This is a genomic window from Idiomarina sp. MD25a (assembly GCF_001870515.1).
GTDB lineage: Bacteria > Pseudomonadota > Gammaproteobacteria > Enterobacterales > Alteromonadaceae > Idiomarina.
In genome coordinates this window covers 523,228-543,716 of record NZ_MDGT01000002.1, presented here as the reverse complement: position 1 = coordinate 543,716, position 20,489 = coordinate 523,228, and the positions used below count along the sequence as shown (strand labels likewise).

Genomic DNA, 20,489 nt, shown 5'->3' with positions numbered 1-20,489 from the left:
GTGTCCTCTAAAATTTGACCAACGCGGAACCCCACGCGAAGCCGCCGCCAAACGCTTCTAAAAGTAAATTGTCTCCGCGCTTAACGCGACCATCACGCACTGCCACATCAAGTGCGATAGGCACCGAAGCAGCCGAGGTGTTGCCTGTTTTATCGAGTGTTATAATGACTTGTGACATCGGTAGTTTCAATTTTTTGGCGGTTGCTTTGATAATTCTTAAGTTCGCCTGATGAGGAATCAACCAATCCAACTGTTCAGGACTAAGATTGTTCTCGGCTAAGGTGTCAGTCACCAATCGACTTAGTTTGTCAACAGCGACACGGAATACCTCATTGCCTTTCATATACATCCAGCCGCCACACTCAGAAACGTCGGTACTTCGCGTTGGTTGCGCGGCACCTAATAAATGAGCAAACTCACCGGCACTGGCTAGATGAGTTGAGAGAATACCCGCTTCAGCGCTACTTTCAAGTACCACCGCCCCTGCTCCGTCACCAAACAAAACCAACGTATTACGGTCTTCAGGGTGGCATAATCGCGCTAATACATCGCTACCAATGACTAAAACACGTTGATGCTGTCCGGTTTTAATATACTGATCGGCCACACTGAGCGCGAAAATAAAACCTGAGCATGCCGCTCCGACATCAAACGCAGGTGTTTCTGTTATCCCTAATAGGGCTTGAATTTCACAGGCCGCACTCGGGAATGCATAATCTGCAGACGTCGTTGCTACGACGATCATATCGATATCGTCTGCGGAGATATTTGCGGCATCCAGCGCTTTACGCGCTGCAGCTGCGCCCATCGAGGCCACACCTTCGTCAACGCCGGCAATGCGGCGTTCCTTTATACCTGTGCGCTCTGTAATCCATTCGTCAGAGGTATCGACTTGTCGACTTAAGTCGTCGTTCGTGCGTCGCAGGTTCGGGAGATAATGCCCTGTACCGGCGATTTTTGAATACGTCATAAAATGGGTGCTTAATGTTGTTCTAATAGGACCGATTCGACACGATCTTGAATTTTTTCGGGAAGACGATGGTTCGCTTCCTTAATCGCGTGAGAAATCGCGCTTTCAAATGCTTTTGCATTCGCACTGCCATGGCTTTTGACAACCACGCCACGCAATCCTATCAAACTTGCACCATTGTAGTGGTCGGGCTTCAACCGCTGCCACGATTTTTTAGTTCGTTTTTGTAAAAACTTAAAGAACCAACTATATAACCAATGCGAGGTCAACGACGCCTTTAACTCGTCAATAATCAATGTAGCGAGGCCTTCACAGCTTTTAAGCGCGATATTGCCAACGAAACCATCACACACAATGACATCTGCTCGCCCACTGAAGAGATGATTACCTTCAATAAAACCAATGTAATTGACATGTTCCGATTGGCTCAACAGTTGTGCGGCGCTGCGCACCTCGTCATTACCTTTGAGTTCTTCCTCACCCATATTGAGTAAGGCGACTGAAACATGTTTATCCGACTCGAGTACTCGAGCCGCAACGGAGCCCATAACACCAAACTGAAATAACGTTTCTGAGTCGCAACTGGGGTTGGCACCTAGATCAAGTAAATACGATCGCCCGCCCGTCATATTTGGAATGGCCGCCATTAACGCAGGCCTTAAAACTCCTGGGATTGGCTTTAGAACAAAGTACGCTTGCGCCATTAAAGCGCCGGTGTTTCCACCACTGACAACACCATCGACTTCGCCATGAGCATGCATATCTAGCGCAATACGCATTGAAGACTGCGGCTTTTGACGCATGGTTGCACCGGGTTTATCGGTCATTTCAACCACTTGTTCGGCATGCACAAGTGTAACTTGGGGATGCTCGGAAAGATCGAGCTGATTAAGTAAGGGGGATAAGATAGCCTCATCACCGACCACGACGAATTGTGTCGTTGTGTTCTGCTTAAGGCTATTTTTTAAGGCTTCGATCGCAACAGAGGGGCCGTTATCGCCCCCCATTGCATCGATCGCTAGTTTTAATTCAGGCATAGCCTGGAATCAACAATTACTTGTTGACGACCTTGCGACCTTTGTAATAACCGTCAGCTGTTACGTGGTGGCGACGATGAGTCTCACCAGAGGTAGAGTCAACCGACAGTGTAGGGCCGCTTAGCGCATCGTGTGAACGACGCATGTCGCGTTTTGAACGACTTTTACGATTCTTTTGAACAGCCATTTACGCTATCTCCTAGTTATTTACGCTTTAATTCTTGCAACACAGCGAATGGGTTATCAGAAGGTTTTTCATCTTCCTCAATTTCGCCCCATGTCATTGCGTCACGGTCTACTGAGCAGTCCTCTGGTGCGTGTCTAGCCACAAGAGGCATTGCCAAAATGAGTTCATCTTCAATTAACCCATGAAGGTTAACTTCGCCGAATTCGTTAGTCTCGATCGCTTCATAGCGCTCTGGTAACTCTTCAGCTCCCTGCTTGGAAGAAACAGGAGCATACGCAAATTGCGCGGTAATATCAACCTCAAATGGCTGATTACAACGCTGGCAGGTTAAAATAACACTGACCGACGCCGTACCGGAAAAATAGCTCATGCCCTGCTCGTCTACGCCAAACTCGACGACCACTAATGGATCAGTCTCGCAAGGCTTCGCAAGCAACTCTTGCAAACGTTTCAATGTTTGAACAGGCACAACCCCATCAAACGTTTGCTTTTTATTCGCGCTCTTTACCGGGTCAACGCTGACCGGAATTCTGACCTTTTGCATAGGCGGCTTATAATACCTTTTATGACAGACTCTGACAAGCTTAATCGGGTTACGCGAGCGGGTTCACGCCGACATTACGTAACAGTTCAAGCAACTTAATAGTAGGTAACCCAATCAAACTGTTCGGATCTTTTCCTGATAACTCTGCAAACAGTGCTGTACCTAACCCTTCACTTTTGAAGCTACCCGCGCAATTTAGCGGCTGCTCAAGCTCGACATAGCGAGTGATTTCCGCCTCTGTAAGATCGGTACGGAACGTAACATAGAAAGGTTCGCATACGGTTTGTGCTTTGTCCGCGCCCGCATCGTACAAACTTAAGCCGGTGTAGAAAGTAACCTTTCGCCCTACGAAGCTGAGTAACTGCGTTATGGCTCGCTCTTTCGTGTGTGGCTTACCCAGAATCTCGCCATTACAAACAGCAACTTGGTCTGAACCAATAATTAGCGCGTCTATCGCGTTGGCCATTGTATAACTGACCTTTTTGGCTTTTGCTTCAGCGAGCCTCTGCACCAACGCTTGCGGCGTTTCTCCTGGTAACGCGTGCTCATCGATTTCCGGTTTGAACGTTTCGAAATCAAGGTGAAGACGCTCCATCAATTCGCGTCGATACGGAGAAGACGAGCCAAGAATAAGTTTTCGAGCCATATCATTCATCCTTTATACAGCAGTTTTTATTCGTTGTAGCACAGTGGGCAAACCCATCAGTTCATCTATCACAGTGACAGCACCATGTTCGATGAGTCGCTCACGAGGGTGAGTACCAAAGCTTACGCCCACCGCTCTCACTCCAGCGTTGTTTGCCATTTGCATATCATGAATAGAGTCACCGATAAGCACTGTCTCGTGCGCTTCAACTTGAAGTTCAGTCATGAGCTCAAGCAACATTTTAGGTGAAGGCTTGCCCTCGCTCTCATCACTGCATCGCGTAGCAGCAAAAAAATCACCCGTTTGAGTTTCAATCAAAACCCTATCAAGCCCACGTCGTGCCTTACCCGTTGCAACGGCCAGTTGCAATGACTCTTGCTGCAGTTGTTGTAGTAGCGTCAAGGCTCCAGTAAACAGGGGCGATGGTGTTTGGTTTCGCTCCACGTATTCATCGCGATACACGGCTAAAAAAGACTGATGAGTCGTGGCGTCAAGCCGACCAAATAAACGCTCGATGGCAGGCTCTAAGCTGATACCTATAATCTCCTGCACCTCGCTACGTGAAGGCACCGGCAGTGACAATCTGCGAGCCGTTTCCTGCATTGCAGAAACGATGCGTGGGACGGAATCCATCAGTGTCCCATCCCAATCAAATACGACGAGTTTGACCACATTAACCTCGGTTCTCTATTAGATACGCGTCAGCTCACTGAGAATAGTCGATAACGAGCTATCCATCGGGGCTTCGAATGAAACTGTTTCATCAGTGACTGGGTGTTTAAATGAAAGTTGCCACGCGTGTAAGAATAATCGCGTCAGTCCGCCCTGTTGCATGCGTTCATTAAAAGGCGCGTCACCATATTTAGGATCACCTGCAATCGGATGACCGGCGTGTAACGCATGCACACGAATTTGATGAGTACGTCCCGTCACAGGCGAAGCTTCAACAAGTGTCGCTTCCGCGAAGCGTTGGTTGATTCTAAAACGCGTATGGGACGGTTTACCCTCGGCATCCACTCGCACAATTCGTTCACCAGATTTCAGCGTATTCTTTTTTAAGGGAGCCTCGACACTGCGTACATTTTTTTGCCACTGGCCGCGCACTAGCGCGAGGTATTGTTTATTCATTTCTTTATCACGCAGTTGGGCATGCAGAGCCTTCAGCACACTGCGTTTTTTCGCAATCATTAGCAAACCACTGGTATCGCGATCGAGACGATGTACAAGCTCGAGCGCGGTATCTTTGGGACGTAACGCGCGCAATCCCTCAATCAGACCAAAGCTCAGTCCGGACCCACCATGAACAGCGAGCCCCGAGGGCTTATTCACTAACATAAGTGCGTCATCCTCATAAACAATGGCTTGCTCAAGCTCAGCTACCTTTGCTAATTTCGGTGACGGCAGTTCTGGCTTAGCGGAAACCTTAACAGGCGGGATTCGGATAGCATCCCCCGCTTTGATTTTGTAGTCCGGTTTTGTGCGTTTTTTATTAACGCGCACTTCACCCTTTCGCAAAATACGATATACCAACGACTTAGGAACGCCCCTGAGCCGCGCGATTAAAAAGTTGTCGATACGTTGCCCTGCTTCGTCGCTAGCAACGTCGTGCCATTGCACTTGATTAAATTCTGTGTCCATGGCGCTATTTTAACATCAACTCCATGCGCGTGTGCACAAAAAATCGTGCTTGTCTTGCATGCATCATTTGTGATTTAATGAAGTGTCAAATTTTATGCCACACTGAGTCGTTGTTAGCAGCCTAGGTAAGGCGCACACTCAGTGGATGGTTTGAGACGACATAAATCGTGTGGTTGGCGACAAACCATGCTCCTCCCCTACGTCGAGATACGGTTAACCGAGATTTCGAATGCACAGGGTTAGTTTGGAGATATTTTTGTCAGCGAGCTACGTTCGTAATTAACGCTACTGGGTAGCGTAGCCCTCGATAACCGTTTGTTTCGAGGAGCGGATTTGAAGACAGACAGTCAATCAGATAAAGAATAGTTTGAGGCGCACGTTAAATTCAGTCAAAAATGAATGTAACGGGTGGCCATGCAAGGTTCCTGATGAACCCCAAGTACAATCAGTTAAAGAAGTAAAGCACGTCTGCTACCGCTATACGCTTACCAGTGGCACAATGATATTGAGTCACTAAAATGAAGAGAATGTTAATCAATGCCACGCAGCTCGAGGAGTTGCGTGTGGCGCTGGTTGATGGCCAGCGCTTGTACGATTTAGACATCGAAAGCCCAGGTCATGAACAGAAGAAAGCAAATATTTATAAGGGTAAAATTACCCGCATCGAGCCGAGTTTAGAGGCTGCTTTCGTCGACTACGGCGCTGATCGCCACGGATTTTTACCTCTCAAAGAAATCGCAAAAACCTACTTCCCTGATGGCTACACTTTTAATGGTCGCCCAAACATCAAAGATGTTGTACGCGAAGGCCAAGAGGTTATCGTTCAAATCGATAAAGAAGAACGAGGTCAAAAAGGCGCAGCCCTAACGACCTTTATTTCTTTAGCAGGTAGCTATTTGGTACTTATGCCAAATAATCCGCGCGCTGGCGGGATCTCGCGTCGTATTGAGGGTGAGGAGCGCTCTGCACTGAAAGACGCATTGAGCGAAATCAACGTGCCCAAAGAAATGGGTCTGATTGTTCGTACTGCAGGTGTTGGCAAGTCAAAAGAAGAGCTTGAATGGGATTTAAACGTCCTTATTCACCACTGGACAGCTATCACAGAAGCTGCCGAGAAACGCACTGCTCCGTTCTTAATTCATCAAGAGAGTAACGTCATCTTTAGAGCGTTGCGCGATTACTTGCGCCGCGACATCGGTGAGGTGCTGATCGACAGTAAGAAAGTGTTTGAACAGGTTCGTGACCACATTCAACTTATTCGTCCAGACTTTGTAAGCCGGGTTAAGCTATATGAAGGCGATGTGCCTTTATTCAGTCATTATCAAATTGAAAGCCAAATCGAGTCGGCATTCCAGCGCGAGGTGCGTTTACCTTCAGGTGGCTCGATTGTTATCGATCCAACAGAAGCGCTTACCTCAATTGATATTAACTCAGCGCGCGCGACCAAAGGTGGCGATATTGAGGAAACAGCGTTTCAAACCAATCTTGAAGCGGCCGAAGAGATTGCGCGTCAGCTACGTCTGCGCGATGTCGGCGGCTTGGTAGTTATTGACTTTATTGATATGACACCAACTCGCCATCAACGTGAAGTTGAAAACCGTTTACGTGACAGTTTGGCGCATGATCGCGCACGTATTCAAGTCGCGCGTATTTCACGCTTTGGCTTACTCGAAATGTCCCGTCAACGTTTACGCCCGTCGTTAGGTGAGTCAGCCAACGCCGTCTGCCCACGTTGCAGTGGTCAAGGCACGATTCGTTCAAGTGAGTCACTTGCATTGTCGATTCTGCGTCTCATCGAGGAAGAAGCAATTAAAGACAACACTGTTCAAGTGCAAGCTCAGGTACCTGTTTCGGTTGCCACTTTCTTGTTAAACGAGAAACGCGCGTCAGTTATTAAGATCGAAGAACGCCACAACGTTAAAGCCGTTATAATCCCAAATCATCACATGGATACGCCTCACTTTGATGTTATTCGCATTCGTGATGACGAGGTGCCAGAGGCTGCAAGCTTTAATCAGGTACAAAAACCTGAGCAGCAAGAAGAAAGTGTGGCAATTACCTTAACCAAAGAACGTCAGCAACTTGAGGAACCTGCGCTTAAAGGCCTACAGGCACCGACAGCGCCACCTGCGCCAACGCCCCGCCCTCAACCACAAGTTAAAGCTGAGGCGCCTTCAATTCTGAAGCGCATCAGTCTCTGGTTGAGTAAGTTATTAGGTACTGACGAAACTGAAGACAAACCGCAGGAGAATCAGCAGCGTTCTAATAATAACCAGCGCCGCGGTCGTAACAACCAACGTCGTAACAACCGTAATAACGGTCGTCGCAACAATAATCGTGCGGCCAATAAACGTGACGCTGAAAAATCAAATGCCGAAACTGACAGTAAGTCAAATGATAATGCTAAGTCAGCTTCGGCGCGCAGTAATACGGAAGGTCGTCCGAATTCTAACCGTCGTAATCGCCGCGGACGCAATAGAAACCGTAATCAAAACCAAAACCCGAATCAGGCTAACGGTAAGCAAGCTGATACCGTCGATAATCAAGTTGAACAACAAACAGCTGATAAGCCGAAAAACGAGCAGCAAGAAAAACGTGATTCACAGCCTAAGAAGCGTCGTGAGCCACGTAAATTAGAGCGCTCTGTTCGTGTTAAAAGTAACCAAGCAAATCAGCCTGAAAGCTCAGATAAGCAGGATCGAGCAAAGCAGTCTGACAAAGCTCAAGAAAAGCCGGCTCAACCAAAGCAACAAGTTCAAAAAGCTGATCAGCCTAAGCAAGATGAGTCAGCAGTGGAGTCAAGCGCTCAGGTCGATAAAACTGCGGCGGATGACGTCATTAAGAAAAAGGTGATGGACCCTCGCATGCAAGCAGCTGCTGAACTGGTTAAACAGGAAGCCGTTGATACTCAGACCACTTCAGAACCATCAACGACGGAATCAAAGGCTGCAAGTGACGCCGTTGAGTCGTATGAAGCGGAAGCTGTTAATGCCGCTGAGGAAAAAGTATCAGTGAAGTCTGAAGCAACAGTTCAGGCAGAGGAACGTCCTGAGCCTGCGCAAGCCGAAGACACGTCGACCAGTGCTGAGCAACCGCTAGTTGATGAAACGACTGAAGTTAAACCTGAAGAACAGTTGGGCGGAGACACTGAGCAAGAACAGTCACCGACTCAGGCGACAGAGCAAGCCTCTGCTCCAGCGTCCGCACCTGCTGCTGAGAACTCACCTAAAGAACGTAACCGTTCACGTCGCTCGCCGCGCCATATGCGTGCCGCAGGTCAGCGCCGTAAACAAGAACGTGAAAATAATCAGCACAGTAAGGAAGCCGTGCAGCCTGTGCTACCGTCAAAGATTGCAGGTGGCAAAGCATTTTCAGGCATGACGAAAGCAACGGCTCAGGTACGCGACTCGGAGTTCACTGCACTGCCTATCGCACAAGCAGACTCACGCAAGCCATTTAGCAAATCTGAACGAATGGCTTCAATTGCATTCGCTACCAAATCAGCTAAAGCTGAGATGACAAAGTGTTCTAGCTAGAATCGACGATTAGAACCTGACTATAAAAAGGCTGCCATTAGGCAGCCTTTTTTGTTATTTCCTACCGACTCTTTGTTTTACTCCAACGTCAGTTTGCTACGATTTTTATCAAGCGTGCGCTGACCAATACCTTTAACCTCAAGTAATTGATCTAAGTTTTTAAAGCCGCCCAGTTGCTCACGAAACTTAACGATATTCTCAGCTTTAGATTTGCCAACACCGACCATTGCTACTGCTATTTGATCCGCTGTGGCGGTATTGATATTGAGTTTATCGGTTTTGCTTTCCGCAGTTTGTAAATAAGGTGCTGTGAACGTATGAATGGGAGCAGCAACCGCTGCTTGGCCAACAGACAAACCCGACAACGCGACGATGGCCGCAGGTAATAAAAATTTACGTAACATTGATTTCTCCTCTTGCCACGCTGAGCAACTCAGCGCAACAAGCATAGTGAACAGGAGAAAAAATGGGGATGGTTTGGCTGTAAATACGTGATTAAGATGCCAATGATGCGACTATCTCAGACGCTGCCTTTGCCGGGTCAGATGCTTTTGTAATAGGTCGACCGATAACCATATAGTCAACGCCCGCCTGCTGCGCTTGCTCTGGGGTCATAACACGCTTTTGATCATCCTGTTGACTCCCTGCGGGACGAATACCTGGCGTCATCAACTTAAACGCATCACCCAATTTCGATTTCAACATTTTCGCTTCTTGAGCTGAACATACAACACCATCTAAACCCGACGCTTGGGTCAATTCTGCTAATGCTAAGACTTGTTCTTGCGCATTCCGCTGAATACCGATCTCTGCTAAATCCTCATCGCTCATACTCGTCAGCACAGTGACCGCGATCAATAACGGTTGGTGAGCCTCCTTTTCTAGTGCCGCCTTTGCCGTGCGCATCATATTTCGACCACCCGACGCATGAACATTGACTACATCTACGCCGAGCCGTGCCGCTTGTACGACCGCTTTTGCGACTGTATTAGGAATATCGTGAAACTTAAGATCGAGAAAAACTGAAAAGCCTTGTTTCACCCAATGTTTAACCGCCTCAGGTCCAGCGGCAGTAAACAACTCCTTGCCGACTTTGAGTCCAACTGACTTCGCATCAAGTTGTGCAATAAGTTGGTTAGCCTCTTCCGCTGTTTCAAAATCCAGCGCAACGTAAATCAAAGGTAAGCTTTTGCTATTCACCGTCTAATCCTTTAATGGGTTTTGTTGAGCCCCATGTCTTGCATGAGGGGCATTGCCAATAGAGGGTTTGTCCTGAGAAGCCGCACTGACGGCAAGCATAACTCGGACGTTGTTTAATATGCTCCGCAACCATCTTCTGTAATATCCGTAAACTCTCGCGAGCATTACCGACATCCGCAGCTCGAATGTGAAAATCCATGAGTTGGTGGAAACCGCGCATGGTAGCGTGCTGCTCCATCGCAGAACGAATAAAGCGTTCTGCGGCATCGCCGCCTTGGTTTTCAAATAAGTATTCTGACAGTTCGATTACCGCGCTGGTACCCGCATTGGCGGCAACACATCGATTAAGAAACTCAACATAGCCAGCTTCGTCATTTAAGCTCATGTAACAGGCTTTGAGAGGTTGCAAAACATCACGGGTGAACTGTTTATCTTGCTCAAGCACGAACTCATAGCAGTGAATTGCGTCCCTGAGTTGGTCACGTGCGGCGTAGATTTGACCCAATAAAATACTCGCTCGGACGCAGCGCTTATCGTATTTAAGCGCTTTTTTGCAATATTTAATTTGCTTAACTACCGATTGCTCGGTCAACGATAATTCGCAGTACAACTGCCCTACCACGGTTTCTATGTGGTCATCTCTATTAAGTCGCAGAGCGACTTTTATCGCCTTATCCCAATCATGAGTCGCTTGGAAAAGCTCGAGCAAATAATGTCTACTCGCACTTCTAAATAATTTGTGGTCTTGCAAACGCGCAAACATTTGCTCTGCTCGGTCATAAATACCCGCCGATAAGTAATCCTTACCGAGCTCAAACATGGCATTGAGCCGATCGTATTCTGTGATGTTACTTCTGTTAATGAGGTTTTGGTGAATCTTGATGGCGCGTTCTACTTCACCTCGGCGACGAAATAACGTGCCTAATGTCCAATGAGTTTCAAGTGTATCACTATCTACGTCTAGCAGTTCGACGAACAGATCAACAGCTTTGTCTGGTTCGTCGGAGAGTAATAGATTAAGTCCCGTTGCATATTTCTTTGAGAACTGTTGTTGTTCTTTACGCTCTTCTGAACGCACACTGTTGCGCCCCATGAACCAACCATAGGCTGCGGCAACAGGAAGAAGTAAAAACAGCAGTTCTAACATAAATACTTACGACTGTTTTTCACGTGATTCAGAAGCCTTTTGCTCAGCTCGCTTTAACCGCCTTTCTAACTTGGCATTGCGCATACGCCATTTAATGCCATAAAGCGTTAACAAGATCAGACCGATGGCGAAACCAACAGCGAGAAAGATCGCGGCTAAACCTGCTACCGAGAAGTCTGCTTTTGCTATGAGAAAGTTTACACTGACTGCGGTTGGGTTTTGCGCACCAAACGCGAGTGCCAGCAGAAACAAGAGGATGATGGGAACTAATATTAATATCCGTCTAAGCACGTTCCGAGCCTCATATAAATAAAAACGGCATGCCAGTATAGCATGCCGTTTTCAACGAACGAACGCAAACTAATTAAAATTGTCGACGCGTTCCCGTAACTCTTTACCCGGTTTGAAGTGAGGAACGTACTTACCGTCCAACTCAACTCGCTCTCCGGTTTTTGGGTTACGGCCGATACGTGGCGCTCTATAGTGAAGTGAAAAACTTCCAAAGCCTCGTATCTCAATACGACGACCCTTTGCCAAACTTTGAATCATCTGCTCAAGAATATCTTTCACAGACGACTCAATCGTTCGCGGAGGAAGGTCCGAAAACTTCAGGGTTAATTTCTCAATCAACTCCGATTTTGTCATCTTGCCACCCTCCTCACTCAAGGTTTAATTAATCGTCGGTCTTAGCAGCCTTGAACGCGTCAGCCATAGCACTGTTAATACCAGAGCTATCTTGCTGTTTGTTCACTTGCTCAACGGCTTCTTTTTCTTCAACTTCGTCTTTCGCACGGATAGACAAGCTTAACGTACGGTTCTTACGGTCCACGCCCATGAAGCGCGCTTCAACGCTATCGCCAACGTTCAACTCAGTGCTTGCGTCTTCAACGCGCTCACGTGAGATGTCAGCTGCACGGATATAACCTTCAACGCTATCTGCTAATTCTACTTTAGCACCTTTAGCGTCTACTTCAGTGATAGTACCGTTTACGATAGAACCTTTCTTGTTCGCCGCTAAGAAGTTGTTGAACGGGTCTTCTTCAAGCTGTTTGATACCTAAAGAAATACGCTCACGCTCTGCGTCAACTTGCATTACGACTGCAGTCACTTCTTCGCCTTTCTTATAATCGCGGACCGCTTCTTCGCCAGTTGCGTTCCAGCTGATGTCTGAAAGGTGAACCAAACCGTCGATACCGCCTTCTAGGCCGATGAAGATACCAAAGTCAGTGATTGACTTGATCTTGCCAGAGACTTTATCGCCTTTGTTGTGGTTCTTAGCAAACTCTTCCCAAGGGTTAGGTTTACACTGCTTAAGGCCAAGAGAAATACGACGACGTTCTTCGTCAATTTCAAGGACCATAACTTCAACAGTGTCATCCAAGTTAACCACTTTAGAAGGATGAACGTTTTTGTTAGTCCAATCCATTTCTGACACGTGTACAAGACCTTCAACGCCTTCTTCGATTTCAACGAAGCAGCCGTAATCAGTCAAGTTAGTCACGCGGCCAGTCAGGCGAGTGCCTTCTGGGTAACGGTTTGCGATATCCGCCCATGGATCTTCGCCAAGCTGCTTAAGACCAAGTGATACACGAGTGCGCTCGCGATCAAACTTAAGTACTTTAACAGTGATTTCGTCGCCAACATTAACGATTTCGCTTGGGTGCTTAACACGTTTCCAAGCCATGTCGGTGATGTGCAACAAGCCATCTACGCCGCCAAGGTCAACGAACGCACCGTAATCGGTAAGATTCTTAACGATACCTTGAACTTCTTGACCTTCTTGCAAGTTCTCAAGAAGCTCTTCACGCTCTGCACTGTTTTCTTTCTCGATAACTGCGCGGCGAGAAACAACAACGTTGTTGCGCTTCTGATCAAGCTTGATAACTTTGAATTCAAGGTCTTTGTTTTCAAGGTGTGCAGTTTCACGTACTGGACGTACGTCAACCAATGAACCTGGCAAGAACGCGCGAACGCCGCCAAGATCCACAGTGAAACCACCTTTAACTTTACCAGAAATGATACCAGTAACAGTTGCGTTATCTTCGTATGCTTTTTCCAGCTGCAGCCAAGCTTCATAGCGCTTAGCTTTTTCGCGTGAAAGAATTGTTTCACCGAAACCGTCTTCAACCGCGTCTAACGCTACGTCGATCTCGTCACCTACTGTGATTTCAAGTTCGCCGTCAGCATTACGGAATTGTTCGGCAGGGATAGCACTTTCAGATTTCAGGCCTGCGTCGACTAAAACAAGATCTTTTTCGATCGCAACGACAGTACCTTTAACGATAGAACCCGGACGAGTTTCGACTTCTTTCAGGCTCTCTTCAAACAGCTGTGCAAAATTTTCTGACATATGTATTAACTTCACTTTTTAGATGACATCCACTGGACATCCTGTTCAGCGGGGTTATTAAAATCACCTGCACGTATCCTTACAGCAGGTCCCTAAATAGCTCGTCTTATGACCAGCTAGCTAGTTTGTGACAGTTTGCTATGTGCAAACTCCATCACCGAATCGACGACTTCATCTATGCTTTTGTCACTTGAATCAATGTACAAAGCATCTTCAGCCGGTTTGAGCGGCGCAACAGCGCGATTTGTGTCGCGATCATCTCGCTCTTTTATTTCGGTTATTAATTGGTCAATGTTAGCATCAAAACCCTTTTCCTTCAATTGTAGGAAGCGACGTTGTGCGCGTTCCTCAGCTGAGGCAGTTAAGAATACTTTAGCATCCGCATCAGTGAACACGACAGTGCCCATATCTCGACCGTCTGCTATCAACCCTGGTAGCTCTTTAAAGCCACGCTGGCGGCGTAACAATGCTTCTCTAACCCTTGGTAGAGCGGCGATCTTCGATGCCATGTTGCCCACACTTTCAGTGCGAATCGTTAGAGTAACGTCCTCACCCTCTAAGATGATATGAGTAAGTCCTTTGTCTTCCTCCGCTTCAAACTTCACATCGAGGTGTGAAGCTAACGTGACAAGTTTCTCTTCTTCGTCAGGCTCAAAATCATGATGAATCGCGGCTAATGCCAACACACGATAGATTGCGCCACTATCAAGAAGATGCCAGCCTAACTTCTCGGCCAACAAACGGCTCACTGTGCCTTTGCCTGAGCCACTTGGCCCATCGATTGTAATTACGGGTACGCGAGTCGCCATAAATTCCTCTATTTGCCCTGCTCTTTGCAGATTTAAGCGCGCAATTATACTGATTTGTGAAAATTTTGCATCTTTTGTCACGCGCTGTTTACATCAAAGTTTGATATAAGACTATATTTTAATCGTGACAAAGCCGTGAAAATTCATCAAAAAACTGGGGGTACGTCTTTGAGCAACATTGAGGATCATTGATGCTGACGCCTACCGGAGAAAACGCAATCAAGGCACTACACATCGCCATGCGATGGTCATCGTAGGTGTCTAGCGTAGCGTGCTGCCAATGCTGAGGGGCCGTCACAGATAAATAGTCATCGCCCTCTTCCACCTGTGCGCCGACTTTACGTAGTTCAGTCGCCATCGCTGCCAATCGGTCGGTCTCTTTCACGCGCCAACTGGCGACGTTACGAATCACCGTCGTCCCTTGAGCAAATAATGCCATAGGAGCGAGCGTCATTGCCGCATCAGGCACGTTGTTGCAGTCAATATCGATCGCAGTGAGCTCAGCGTTTCGGGAGACACGAATTGCGTTATCCAGCATGTCTACGTTTGCGCCCATTTGCTGTGCAAGTTCGGCGAAATGTACATCGCCCTGAATTGAATTTTTACCCACACCATAAATCGTGATTGGACCACCACTAATTGCGGCAGCGCCAATCCAGTAGCTCGCTCCGCTTGCATCACCTTCAACAAAATAACTGCCTGGCGAACGATAGCTCTGGCGACCGGGAATTTTGTAATGACGGTCACTGTGTTTATCAATTTGAATGCCAAAATCACGCAGCATCGATAAGGTGAGTTCGATATAAGGAACCGAGATAACCTCGTTCACTAATAACAATTCGCTGTCGTCAGCAAGCAAAGGTAAAGCCATCAACAACGCCGAGATGTATTGACTCGACGCGCTACCATCAATAGTCACCTCTCCGCCCTTAAAACCACTCTCGATAGTCAACGGTAAGAAACCGGGTTCTGCATGACACTGAATGTTTGCGCCGGCCGCGATTAAGCTATCGATTAGCGCCGCGATTGGGCGCTCGCGCATGCGCGCATTGCCATCAAGCCGCATCACTTGCGTGTTGCTCAATGAGGCGGCGAGCACAGCGACAAGAGGACGGACGGCGGTGCCGGCATTGCCAAGATAGAGTTCGTTATGAGCGGGTTGCCAACGGCCACCACAGCCTTCGACTTGGTATTCGGAGGGATCCAAATCACTGCGTTTAACAGATACGCCGAGTGTCATTAAGGCTTCGATCATGCGCGCCGTATCATCACTTTCAAGCACGTTCTTTAAGGTCACAGGTTGGCTACACAATGCCGCCATCAGCAGTGCACGGTTTGAGATGCTCTTCGAACCCGGCAGTGTAACCGTGCCGCTACACGCTGAACGCGGCGCAAGGTGTAGCGGATCAGGTAAATTCAACAACGTAATACCTTTATTTAACAATGCGCTCCATTGCTTCGATGAACGCTTGGTTCTCTTCTCGCAGACCGATACTTACACGCAGATGATGAGGTAATTCGTAGCCTGCGACTGGACGTACAATCACGCCTTCATGCAATAACTTTTGATAAATATTACCAGCGTCCGGTCCCACTTCAATAGTAAGGAAGTTGCCATACGAAGGAATATAGTTGAAGTCGTGTTGCTCACAAAAGCGAATCAACTGCTGCATCCCTTGTGCATTCGCGCGCACCGCTTCAGCAAGATAATCATCATCATCTAATGCCACTTCCGCCGCTTTCAATGACAGCGCATTAACATTAAACGGTTGGCGAATACGGTTCATTAAGTCGGCAATCGCCGCAGAACTCACCGAAAAACCAGCACGTAACCCTGCAAGACCATAGGCCTTTGAAAAGGTGCGTGTCACCACTAAATTTTCAAACTCCGCAAGCCACTCAATGGAAGGCGCGCGCTCGTCATTCGGAATATATTCGTAATAGGCCTCATCAAGCACGACCAAAACGTTATCAGGTACTTGTTTGACAAAGTTATACAATGCATCTGTCGTCAAAAATGTACCCGTCGGATTATTTGGGTTGGCGACGAATATCATCTTCGTTTTCGGTGTTATCGCCGCCAGCATCGCATCAAGATCATGTCCATAATCTTTGGCAGGAACCGCGACCGGTGTTGCCCCAATCGCTTTCGTCACCAATGGGTAAACAACAAACGCATGCTGAGAAAAAATAACTTCGTGTTGATCACTGACAAAGGTACGCGCTAATAGCTCGAGTACGTCATTTGAGCCATTGCCTAAGGTCACTTGATTTGTCGCTACCGAGAACTTGTCAGCAATTTTGCTTTTAAGATAAAAGCCATTAGCGTCCGGGTAACGAATTAAATCATCGATTTCACTCTGGAGAGCTTGCTTAACACGTGCACTGATACCCAACGGATTCTCATTTGAAGCCAACTTAACGACTTTATCTAAGCCTAGTTCACGCTGCAGTTCATCCATTGGTTTGCCCGCTTGATAGGGTTGTAACTCCCTAACGCCGGGGTTTGCCATCTGGGTTGCATCAAACTTTGCCATGCTCATTCCTTCTTTTGTTCTTTTATTTTGATAAGCAGATTTAGCCGTTTGTACGCTCAAATTCGCGCATAAAGTCAATCAACGCCTCAACGCCCGCATAAGGCATGGCATTGTACAGGCTCGCACGCATGCCACCGACAAATCGATGACCTTTGAGACCGACTAGGCCTGCCTGATGAGCTTGCTCTAGAAAGTGCTTGTCGAGCTCATCGTCAGCTAATTGAAAGGGTACATTCATAATAGACCGATAGTCAGGGTGAACTTCATTTCGATAGAAGTCAGACGCGTCAACATAGTCATACAAAGCCTTGGCTTTACGCTGGTTGAGCTCACCCATACCCGCAACACCGCCTTGTCTTTTCAGCCACTTAAACACGAGCCCAGAGAGGTACCAAGCAAAGGTATTGGGGGTGTTGTACATCGAGTTATCTTTGGCCTGTAACTGATAGTCCATAATCGAACTCACCTCAGGTTGTGGTTGACCTAAGAGTGATTTCTTAACAATCGCGATAGCAAAGCCTGAAGGACCAATGTTTTTTTGAGCGCCTGCGTAAATAACTCCAAAACGGCTAACATCGAGTGGTGCAGAAAGGATATTAGAAGACATATCGGCAACGATAGGTGCCTGCACATCAGGAATATCATGAATCGCAATGCCATCCACTGTCTCATTCGGGCAATAGTGGAAGTAACGCGCATTGTTACTTAATTGCCATTCACTGGCGGGTTGGATACGTTTGCCCTGCTCTGTTTGTTGAGCTGCGCCCACAACATTAACTTGGCTCACATACTTCTCAGCCTCTCGAATGGCATATCCTGACCAAGTGCCGCAATCAAGATAATCGACAGTGTCTGTTTTTGCTGCAATGTTTTGTGGCACGGCAGAGAACTGACCGCGACCACCACCTTGCAAAAACAATACATGATAATCATCCGGTACGCTCAACAACTCTCGCAAGTCTTGCTCAGCTTCTTGCGCCATTTTTACGTAAGCAGGATCGCGGTGTGAAAATTCCATCACCGAGACACCTGTGCCGTTCCATTGTAAGAACTCTTCCTGTGCTTGCAGCATGACCTCGGCCGGTAACATCGCCGGCCCGGCCGAAAAGTTAAAGATCTTACTCATCGTTTGCCTCAGATTTATCAGACGACTGTTGTTCAGATGTCGCTTCACTTGCTTCACCTTCAACAACCACATCTTCGAGATCGTCCTCGTCGACTTCATCAATGCGCTGTAAGCCAACAACTTGTTCATCATCACCGGTACGAATCAAACGCACGCCTTGCGTGTTACGACCGACCATCGAGACTTCATTGACGCGCGTACGAACCAGCGTACCTTTGTTGCTGATCAGCATGATCTCATTGCCATCCACGACTTCCATCGCGCCCACTACAGCACCATTACGTTCGCTGACTTTTATCGACACAACACCTTTAGTAGCACGGCTCTTAGTCGGATATTCCTCGACCAAGGTGCGTTTACCAAAGCCGTTTTCTGTGACCGTCAGAATCGCCGCTTGTTGTTCATCTTCGTAGGTACCCGGAACGATAAGGCTGACGACTTTCTGTCCTTCCTCTAGACGGATACCACGCACACCGGTAGCAGTACGACCCATTGAACGTACTTGATCTTCTCTAAAGCGAACGACTTTACCGCCATCTGAGAACAGCATGATTTCTTGCTCACCATCAGTGATATCAACACCGATAAGTTCATCACCATCATTCAGATTAAGCGCAATAATACCGCCGTTGCGCGGACGCGAGTATTCGGGTAACGGTGTTTTCTTAACCGTGCCGTGCTTAGTCGCCATGATGACGAACTTTTCTTCTGGGTAATCACGGGTCGGCAAAATTGCAGTAATACGCTCGTCCGATTCAAGCGGTAATAGGTTGACAATAGGCTTACCGCGCGAAGCGCGACTCGCCAACGGCAACTGATAGACCTTCATCCAATAAATACGACCACGGGTCGAGAAACATAAGATGGTGTCGTGAGTATTGGCAACCCACAGGCGCTCAACGAAATCGTCGTCTTTCATCTTCGTGGCTGCTTTACCTTTACCACCGCGGCGTTGCGCTTCGTACTCAGTTAATGGCTGATACTTCACATAGCCTTCGTGAGACAGCGTTACCACAACGTCTTCTTCGTTGATCAAGTCTTCCATGCTGATATCGTGCGCAGCCGCGGTGATTTCGGTTTTACGTGCATCACCGAAGTTGTCACGAATTTCAACCAACTCTTCGCGAATCACTTCCATCAAACGTTCAGTTGAGCGCAAGATATGCAGGAGTTCTTCGATCTGCTTCAACAGACCTTTATATTCGTCAAGGATCTTCTCGTGCTCTAAGCCGGTCAGCTTATGCAAGCGAAGATCCAAAATAGCCTGTGCTTGCTCTTCGGTCAGGTAGTAGCTACCGTCACGAATACCATACTCTTCTGGTAGGTGTTCAGGACGCGCTGCATCCACACCCGCGGACTCAAGCATTGCCGCGACATTGCCTAACTGCCAGCCACGCGCGACCAAACCCTGCTTAGCTTCTGCTGGGGTTGGCGAGCGACGAATAAGCTCAATCACTTCATCGATATTCGCGAGTGAAATCGCCAAGCCTTCTAAAATGTGAGCGCGTTCACGCGCTTTACGTAATTCATATACCGAGCGACGTGTCACTACTTCACGGCGATGACGAACGAACGCATCCAATACCTGATAAAGGTTGAACAGCTTAGGTTGACCTTTATCAAGCGCAACCATGTTAATACCGAACACGACTTGCATTTGCGTATTGGCGTACAGGTGGTTGAGTACCACTTCGCCCACATCACCACGACGAATCTCAATAACGATACGCATACCGTCTTTATCCGACTCATCGCGCAAGCCACTGATACCCTCAAGGCGTTTTTCTTTCACCAACTCAGCGATTTTCTCGATCAAACGCGCTTTGTTCACCTGATATGGAATTTCACTGACGATAATGCTTTCACGACCTGACTTTTCGTCAACTTCGACCTCGGCTTTAGCACGCAAATGAATGCGGCCGCGACCTGTTTTGTAGGCCTCGACAATACCGGAACGGCCCGAGATTGACGCCGCCGTTGGGAAGTCAGGTCCTGGAATAAACTCCATCAGCTCTTCAATGCTGATTTCTGGATTATCAATCAGCGCTAAGGTGCCATTGATAACTTCGGTTAAGTTATGTGGAGGAATGTTGGTCGCCATGCCCACCGCTATGCCCGATGAACCATTGACCATTAAGTTAGGCACTTTAGTTGGCAAAACGTCTGGAATACGCTCGGTACCATCGTAGTTATCAACAAAATCGACGGTTTCTTTGTCGAGATCGGCTAACAACTGATGGGCAATTTTTTCCATCCGAATTTCGGTATAACGCATGGCTGCGGCTGAATCACCGTCAACTGAACCGAAGTTACCTTGACCATCAACCAAGGTGTAGCGCAGCGAGAACGGTTGTGCCATACGCACGATGGTATCATAAACCGCACTGTCGCCATGTGGGTGATATTTACCGATAACGTCACCCACCACACGGGCAGACTTTTTATAGGGTTTGTTGAAGTCGTTCCGCAATTCATTCATCGCGAAAAGTACGCGACGATGCACGGGTTTCAAACCATCCCGAACATCTGGAAGCGCTCGACCCACAATCACGCTCATCGCGTAATCAAGATAAGAACTTTTTAATTCATCCTCGATATTGATGGGTGAGACTTCTCTAGCCAGATCGCTCATATATGTATCCCTAAACTCAAGCTATACTTAATCGTTGTTATAATTAATCAGGTATTGTACCCGTCACGGGGTGAACACGCACCCTCTTTTTCAAAAACGTCCGCTGATGTAAACTCTATAGAAGTTACGC

The 20,489-nt window shown here is 47.6% G+C and carries 19 protein-coding genes; 1 reads left to right on the top strand and 18 read right to left on the bottom strand.

The annotated features are described in order from the left end of the window. Positions 1-7: 7 nt before the first annotated feature. The 7 genes from BFR57_RS03820 to rluC are packed head-to-tail and all read right to left on the bottom strand — an operon-like array spanning position 8 to position 5,022. Positions 8-970: a beta-ketoacyl-ACP synthase III gene (locus tag BFR57_RS03820; RefSeq protein WP_071462708.1), complete on the bottom strand. Its 963-nt coding sequence runs from the start codon at positions 968-970 to the stop codon at positions 8-10. A gap of 11 nt (positions 971-981) precedes the next feature. Further along, entirely contained in the window at positions 982-2,007 is a 1,026-nt protein-coding gene (plsX, locus tag BFR57_RS03815; RefSeq protein ID WP_071462707.1) for a phosphate acyltransferase PlsX, read from the bottom strand. A 16-nt stretch (positions 2,008-2,023) separates the two neighbouring features. After that, the gene (gene rpmF / locus BFR57_RS03810; RefSeq protein WP_071462706.1) at positions 2,024-2,194 is read right to left on the bottom strand and encodes a 50S ribosomal protein L32; all 171 of its coding nucleotides are present in this window, start codon (positions 2,192-2,194) and stop codon (positions 2,024-2,026) included. A gap of 16 nt (positions 2,195-2,210) precedes the next feature. Beyond that, the gene (yceD, locus tag BFR57_RS03805) at positions 2,211-2,738 is read right to left on the bottom strand and encodes a 23S rRNA accumulation protein YceD (RefSeq protein WP_071462705.1); all 528 of its coding nucleotides are present in this window, start codon (positions 2,736-2,738) and stop codon (positions 2,211-2,213) included. A gap of 49 nt (positions 2,739-2,787) precedes the next feature. Beyond that, complete coding sequence (locus tag BFR57_RS03800) at positions 2,788-3,384, bottom strand: nucleoside triphosphate pyrophosphatase (RefSeq protein ID WP_071462704.1); 597 nt, start codon at positions 3,382-3,384, stop codon at positions 2,788-2,790. A 12-nt stretch (positions 3,385-3,396) separates the two neighbouring features. Further along, positions 3,397-4,056, bottom strand: coding sequence for an HAD-IA family hydrolase (locus tag BFR57_RS03795; protein ID WP_083405023.1), 660 nt, complete (start codon positions 4,054-4,056; stop codon positions 3,397-3,399). Positions 4,057-4,074: 18 nt separating this feature from the next. Beyond that, positions 4,075-5,022 (bottom strand): 23S rRNA pseudouridine(955/2504/2580) synthase RluC, encoded by a 948-nt coding sequence (gene rluC / locus BFR57_RS03790; protein WP_071462702.1) that lies wholly within the window; start codon positions 5,020-5,022, stop codon positions 4,075-4,077. 518 nt (positions 5,023-5,540) lie between these two features. Here rluC and rne point away from each other — a divergent pair. Continuing rightward, entirely contained in the window at positions 5,541-8,558 is a 3,018-nt protein-coding gene (rne, locus tag BFR57_RS03785; RefSeq protein ID WP_071462701.1) for a ribonuclease E, read from the top strand. 77 nt (positions 8,559-8,635) lie between these two features. Here the strand turns inward: rne and BFR57_RS03780 are convergent, their stop codons facing one another. From BFR57_RS03780 to gyrA, 11 genes are all read right to left on the bottom strand, one after another. After that, the gene (locus BFR57_RS03780; RefSeq protein WP_071462700.1) at positions 8,636-8,962 is read right to left on the bottom strand and encodes a ComEA family DNA-binding protein; all 327 of its coding nucleotides are present in this window, start codon (positions 8,960-8,962) and stop codon (positions 8,636-8,638) included. Between the two features lie 91 nt (positions 8,963-9,053). Beyond that, the gene (gene pyrF / locus BFR57_RS03775; RefSeq protein ID WP_071462699.1) at positions 9,054-9,758 is read right to left on the bottom strand and encodes an orotidine-5'-phosphate decarboxylase; all 705 of its coding nucleotides are present in this window, start codon (positions 9,756-9,758) and stop codon (positions 9,054-9,056) included. Next, a complete protein-coding gene (lapB, locus tag BFR57_RS03770) occupies positions 9,751-10,905 on the bottom strand; it encodes a lipopolysaccharide assembly protein LapB (protein WP_071462698.1) in 1,155 nt (384 codons plus the stop codon). Before lapB ends, pyrF begins: the two co-directional genes overlap by 8 nt. Positions 10,906-10,911: 6 nt before the next feature. After that, positions 10,912-11,196, bottom strand: a complete 285-nt coding sequence (locus tag BFR57_RS03765) for a lipopolysaccharide assembly protein LapA domain-containing protein (RefSeq protein ID WP_071462697.1) — start codon at positions 11,194-11,196, stop codon at positions 10,912-10,914. A gap of 69 nt (positions 11,197-11,265) precedes the next feature. Beyond that, entirely contained in the window at positions 11,266-11,550 is a 285-nt protein-coding gene (gene ihfB, locus BFR57_RS03760; RefSeq protein ID WP_071462696.1) for an integration host factor subunit beta, read from the bottom strand. Between the two features lie 28 nt (positions 11,551-11,578). Then, entirely contained in the window at positions 11,579-13,255 is a 1,677-nt protein-coding gene (gene rpsA, locus BFR57_RS03755; RefSeq protein WP_071462695.1) for a 30S ribosomal protein S1, read from the bottom strand. Between the two features lie 116 nt (positions 13,256-13,371). Further along, positions 13,372-14,064 (bottom strand): (d)CMP kinase, encoded by a 693-nt coding sequence (gene cmk / locus BFR57_RS03750; RefSeq protein ID WP_071462694.1) that lies wholly within the window; start codon positions 14,062-14,064, stop codon positions 13,372-13,374. Positions 14,065-14,182: 118 nt separating this feature from the next. After that, entirely contained in the window at positions 14,183-15,508 is a 1,326-nt protein-coding gene (aroA, locus tag BFR57_RS03745) for a 3-phosphoshikimate 1-carboxyvinyltransferase (protein ID WP_083405020.1), read from the bottom strand. Then, the gene (hisC, locus tag BFR57_RS03740) at positions 15,498-16,601 is read right to left on the bottom strand and encodes a histidinol-phosphate transaminase (protein WP_071462693.1); all 1,104 of its coding nucleotides are present in this window, start codon (positions 16,599-16,601) and stop codon (positions 15,498-15,500) included. The genes aroA and hisC overlap by 11 nt, the downstream gene beginning before the upstream one ends. Before the next feature lie 40 nt (positions 16,602-16,641). Further along, the gene (gene serC, locus BFR57_RS03735; protein WP_071462692.1) at positions 16,642-17,727 is read right to left on the bottom strand and encodes a 3-phosphoserine/phosphohydroxythreonine transaminase; all 1,086 of its coding nucleotides are present in this window, start codon (positions 17,725-17,727) and stop codon (positions 16,642-16,644) included. Next, positions 17,720-20,359: a DNA topoisomerase (ATP-hydrolyzing) subunit A gene (gene gyrA / locus BFR57_RS03730; RefSeq protein WP_071462691.1), complete on the bottom strand. Its 2,640-nt coding sequence runs from the start codon at positions 20,357-20,359 to the stop codon at positions 17,720-17,722. Before gyrA ends, serC begins: the two co-directional genes overlap by 8 nt. Positions 20,360-20,489: the final 130 nt, after the last annotated feature.

What these genes read in the sequence shown, in the direction of transcription:
- BFR57_RS03820 (WP_071462708.1), bottom strand. Translation starts at nt 970, where the DNA reads ATGACGTATTCAAAAATCGCCGGTACAGGGCATTATCTCCCGAACCTG.
- plsX (WP_071462707.1), bottom strand. Translation starts at nt 2,007, where the DNA reads ATGCCTGAATTAAAACTAGCGATCGATGCAATGGGGGGCGATAACGGC.
- rpmF (WP_071462706.1), bottom strand. Translation starts at nt 2,194, where the DNA reads ATGGCTGTTCAAAAGAATCGTAAAAGTCGTTCAAAACGCGACATGCGT.
- yceD (WP_071462705.1), bottom strand. Translation starts at nt 2,738, where the DNA reads ATGCAAAAGGTCAGAATTCCGGTCAGCGTTGACCCGGTAAAGAGCGCG.
- BFR57_RS03800 (WP_071462704.1), bottom strand. Translation starts at nt 3,384, where the DNA reads ATGGCTCGAAAACTTATTCTTGGCTCGTCTTCTCCGTATCGACGCGAA.
- rluC (WP_071462702.1), bottom strand. Translation starts at nt 5,022, where the DNA reads ATGGACACAGAATTTAATCAAGTGCAATGGCACGACGTTGCTAGCGAC.
- rne (WP_071462701.1), top strand. Translation starts at nt 5,541, where the DNA reads ATGAAGAGAATGTTAATCAATGCCACGCAGCTCGAGGAGTTGCGTGTG.
- BFR57_RS03780 (WP_071462700.1), bottom strand. Translation starts at nt 8,962, where the DNA reads ATGTTACGTAAATTTTTATTACCTGCGGCCATCGTCGCGTTGTCGGGT.
- lapB (WP_071462698.1), bottom strand. Translation starts at nt 10,905, where the DNA reads ATGTTAGAACTGCTGTTTTTACTTCTTCCTGTTGCCGCAGCCTATGGT.
- ihfB (WP_071462696.1), bottom strand. Translation starts at nt 11,550, where the DNA reads ATGACAAAATCGGAGTTGATTGAGAAATTAACCCTGAAGTTTTCGGAC.
- rpsA (WP_071462695.1), bottom strand. Translation starts at nt 13,255, where the DNA reads ATGTCAGAAAATTTTGCACAGCTGTTTGAAGAGAGCCTGAAAGAAGTC.
- cmk (WP_071462694.1), bottom strand. Translation starts at nt 14,064, where the DNA reads ATGGCGACTCGCGTACCCGTAATTACAATCGATGGGCCAAGTGGCTCA.
- hisC (WP_071462693.1), bottom strand. Translation starts at nt 16,601, where the DNA reads ATGGCAAAGTTTGATGCAACCCAGATGGCAAACCCCGGCGTTAGGGAG.
- serC (WP_071462692.1), bottom strand. Translation starts at nt 17,727, where the DNA reads ATGAGTAAGATCTTTAACTTTTCGGCCGGGCCGGCGATGTTACCGGCC.
- gyrA (WP_071462691.1), bottom strand. Translation starts at nt 20,359, where the DNA reads ATGAGCGATCTGGCTAGAGAAGTCTCACCCATCAATATCGAGGATGAA.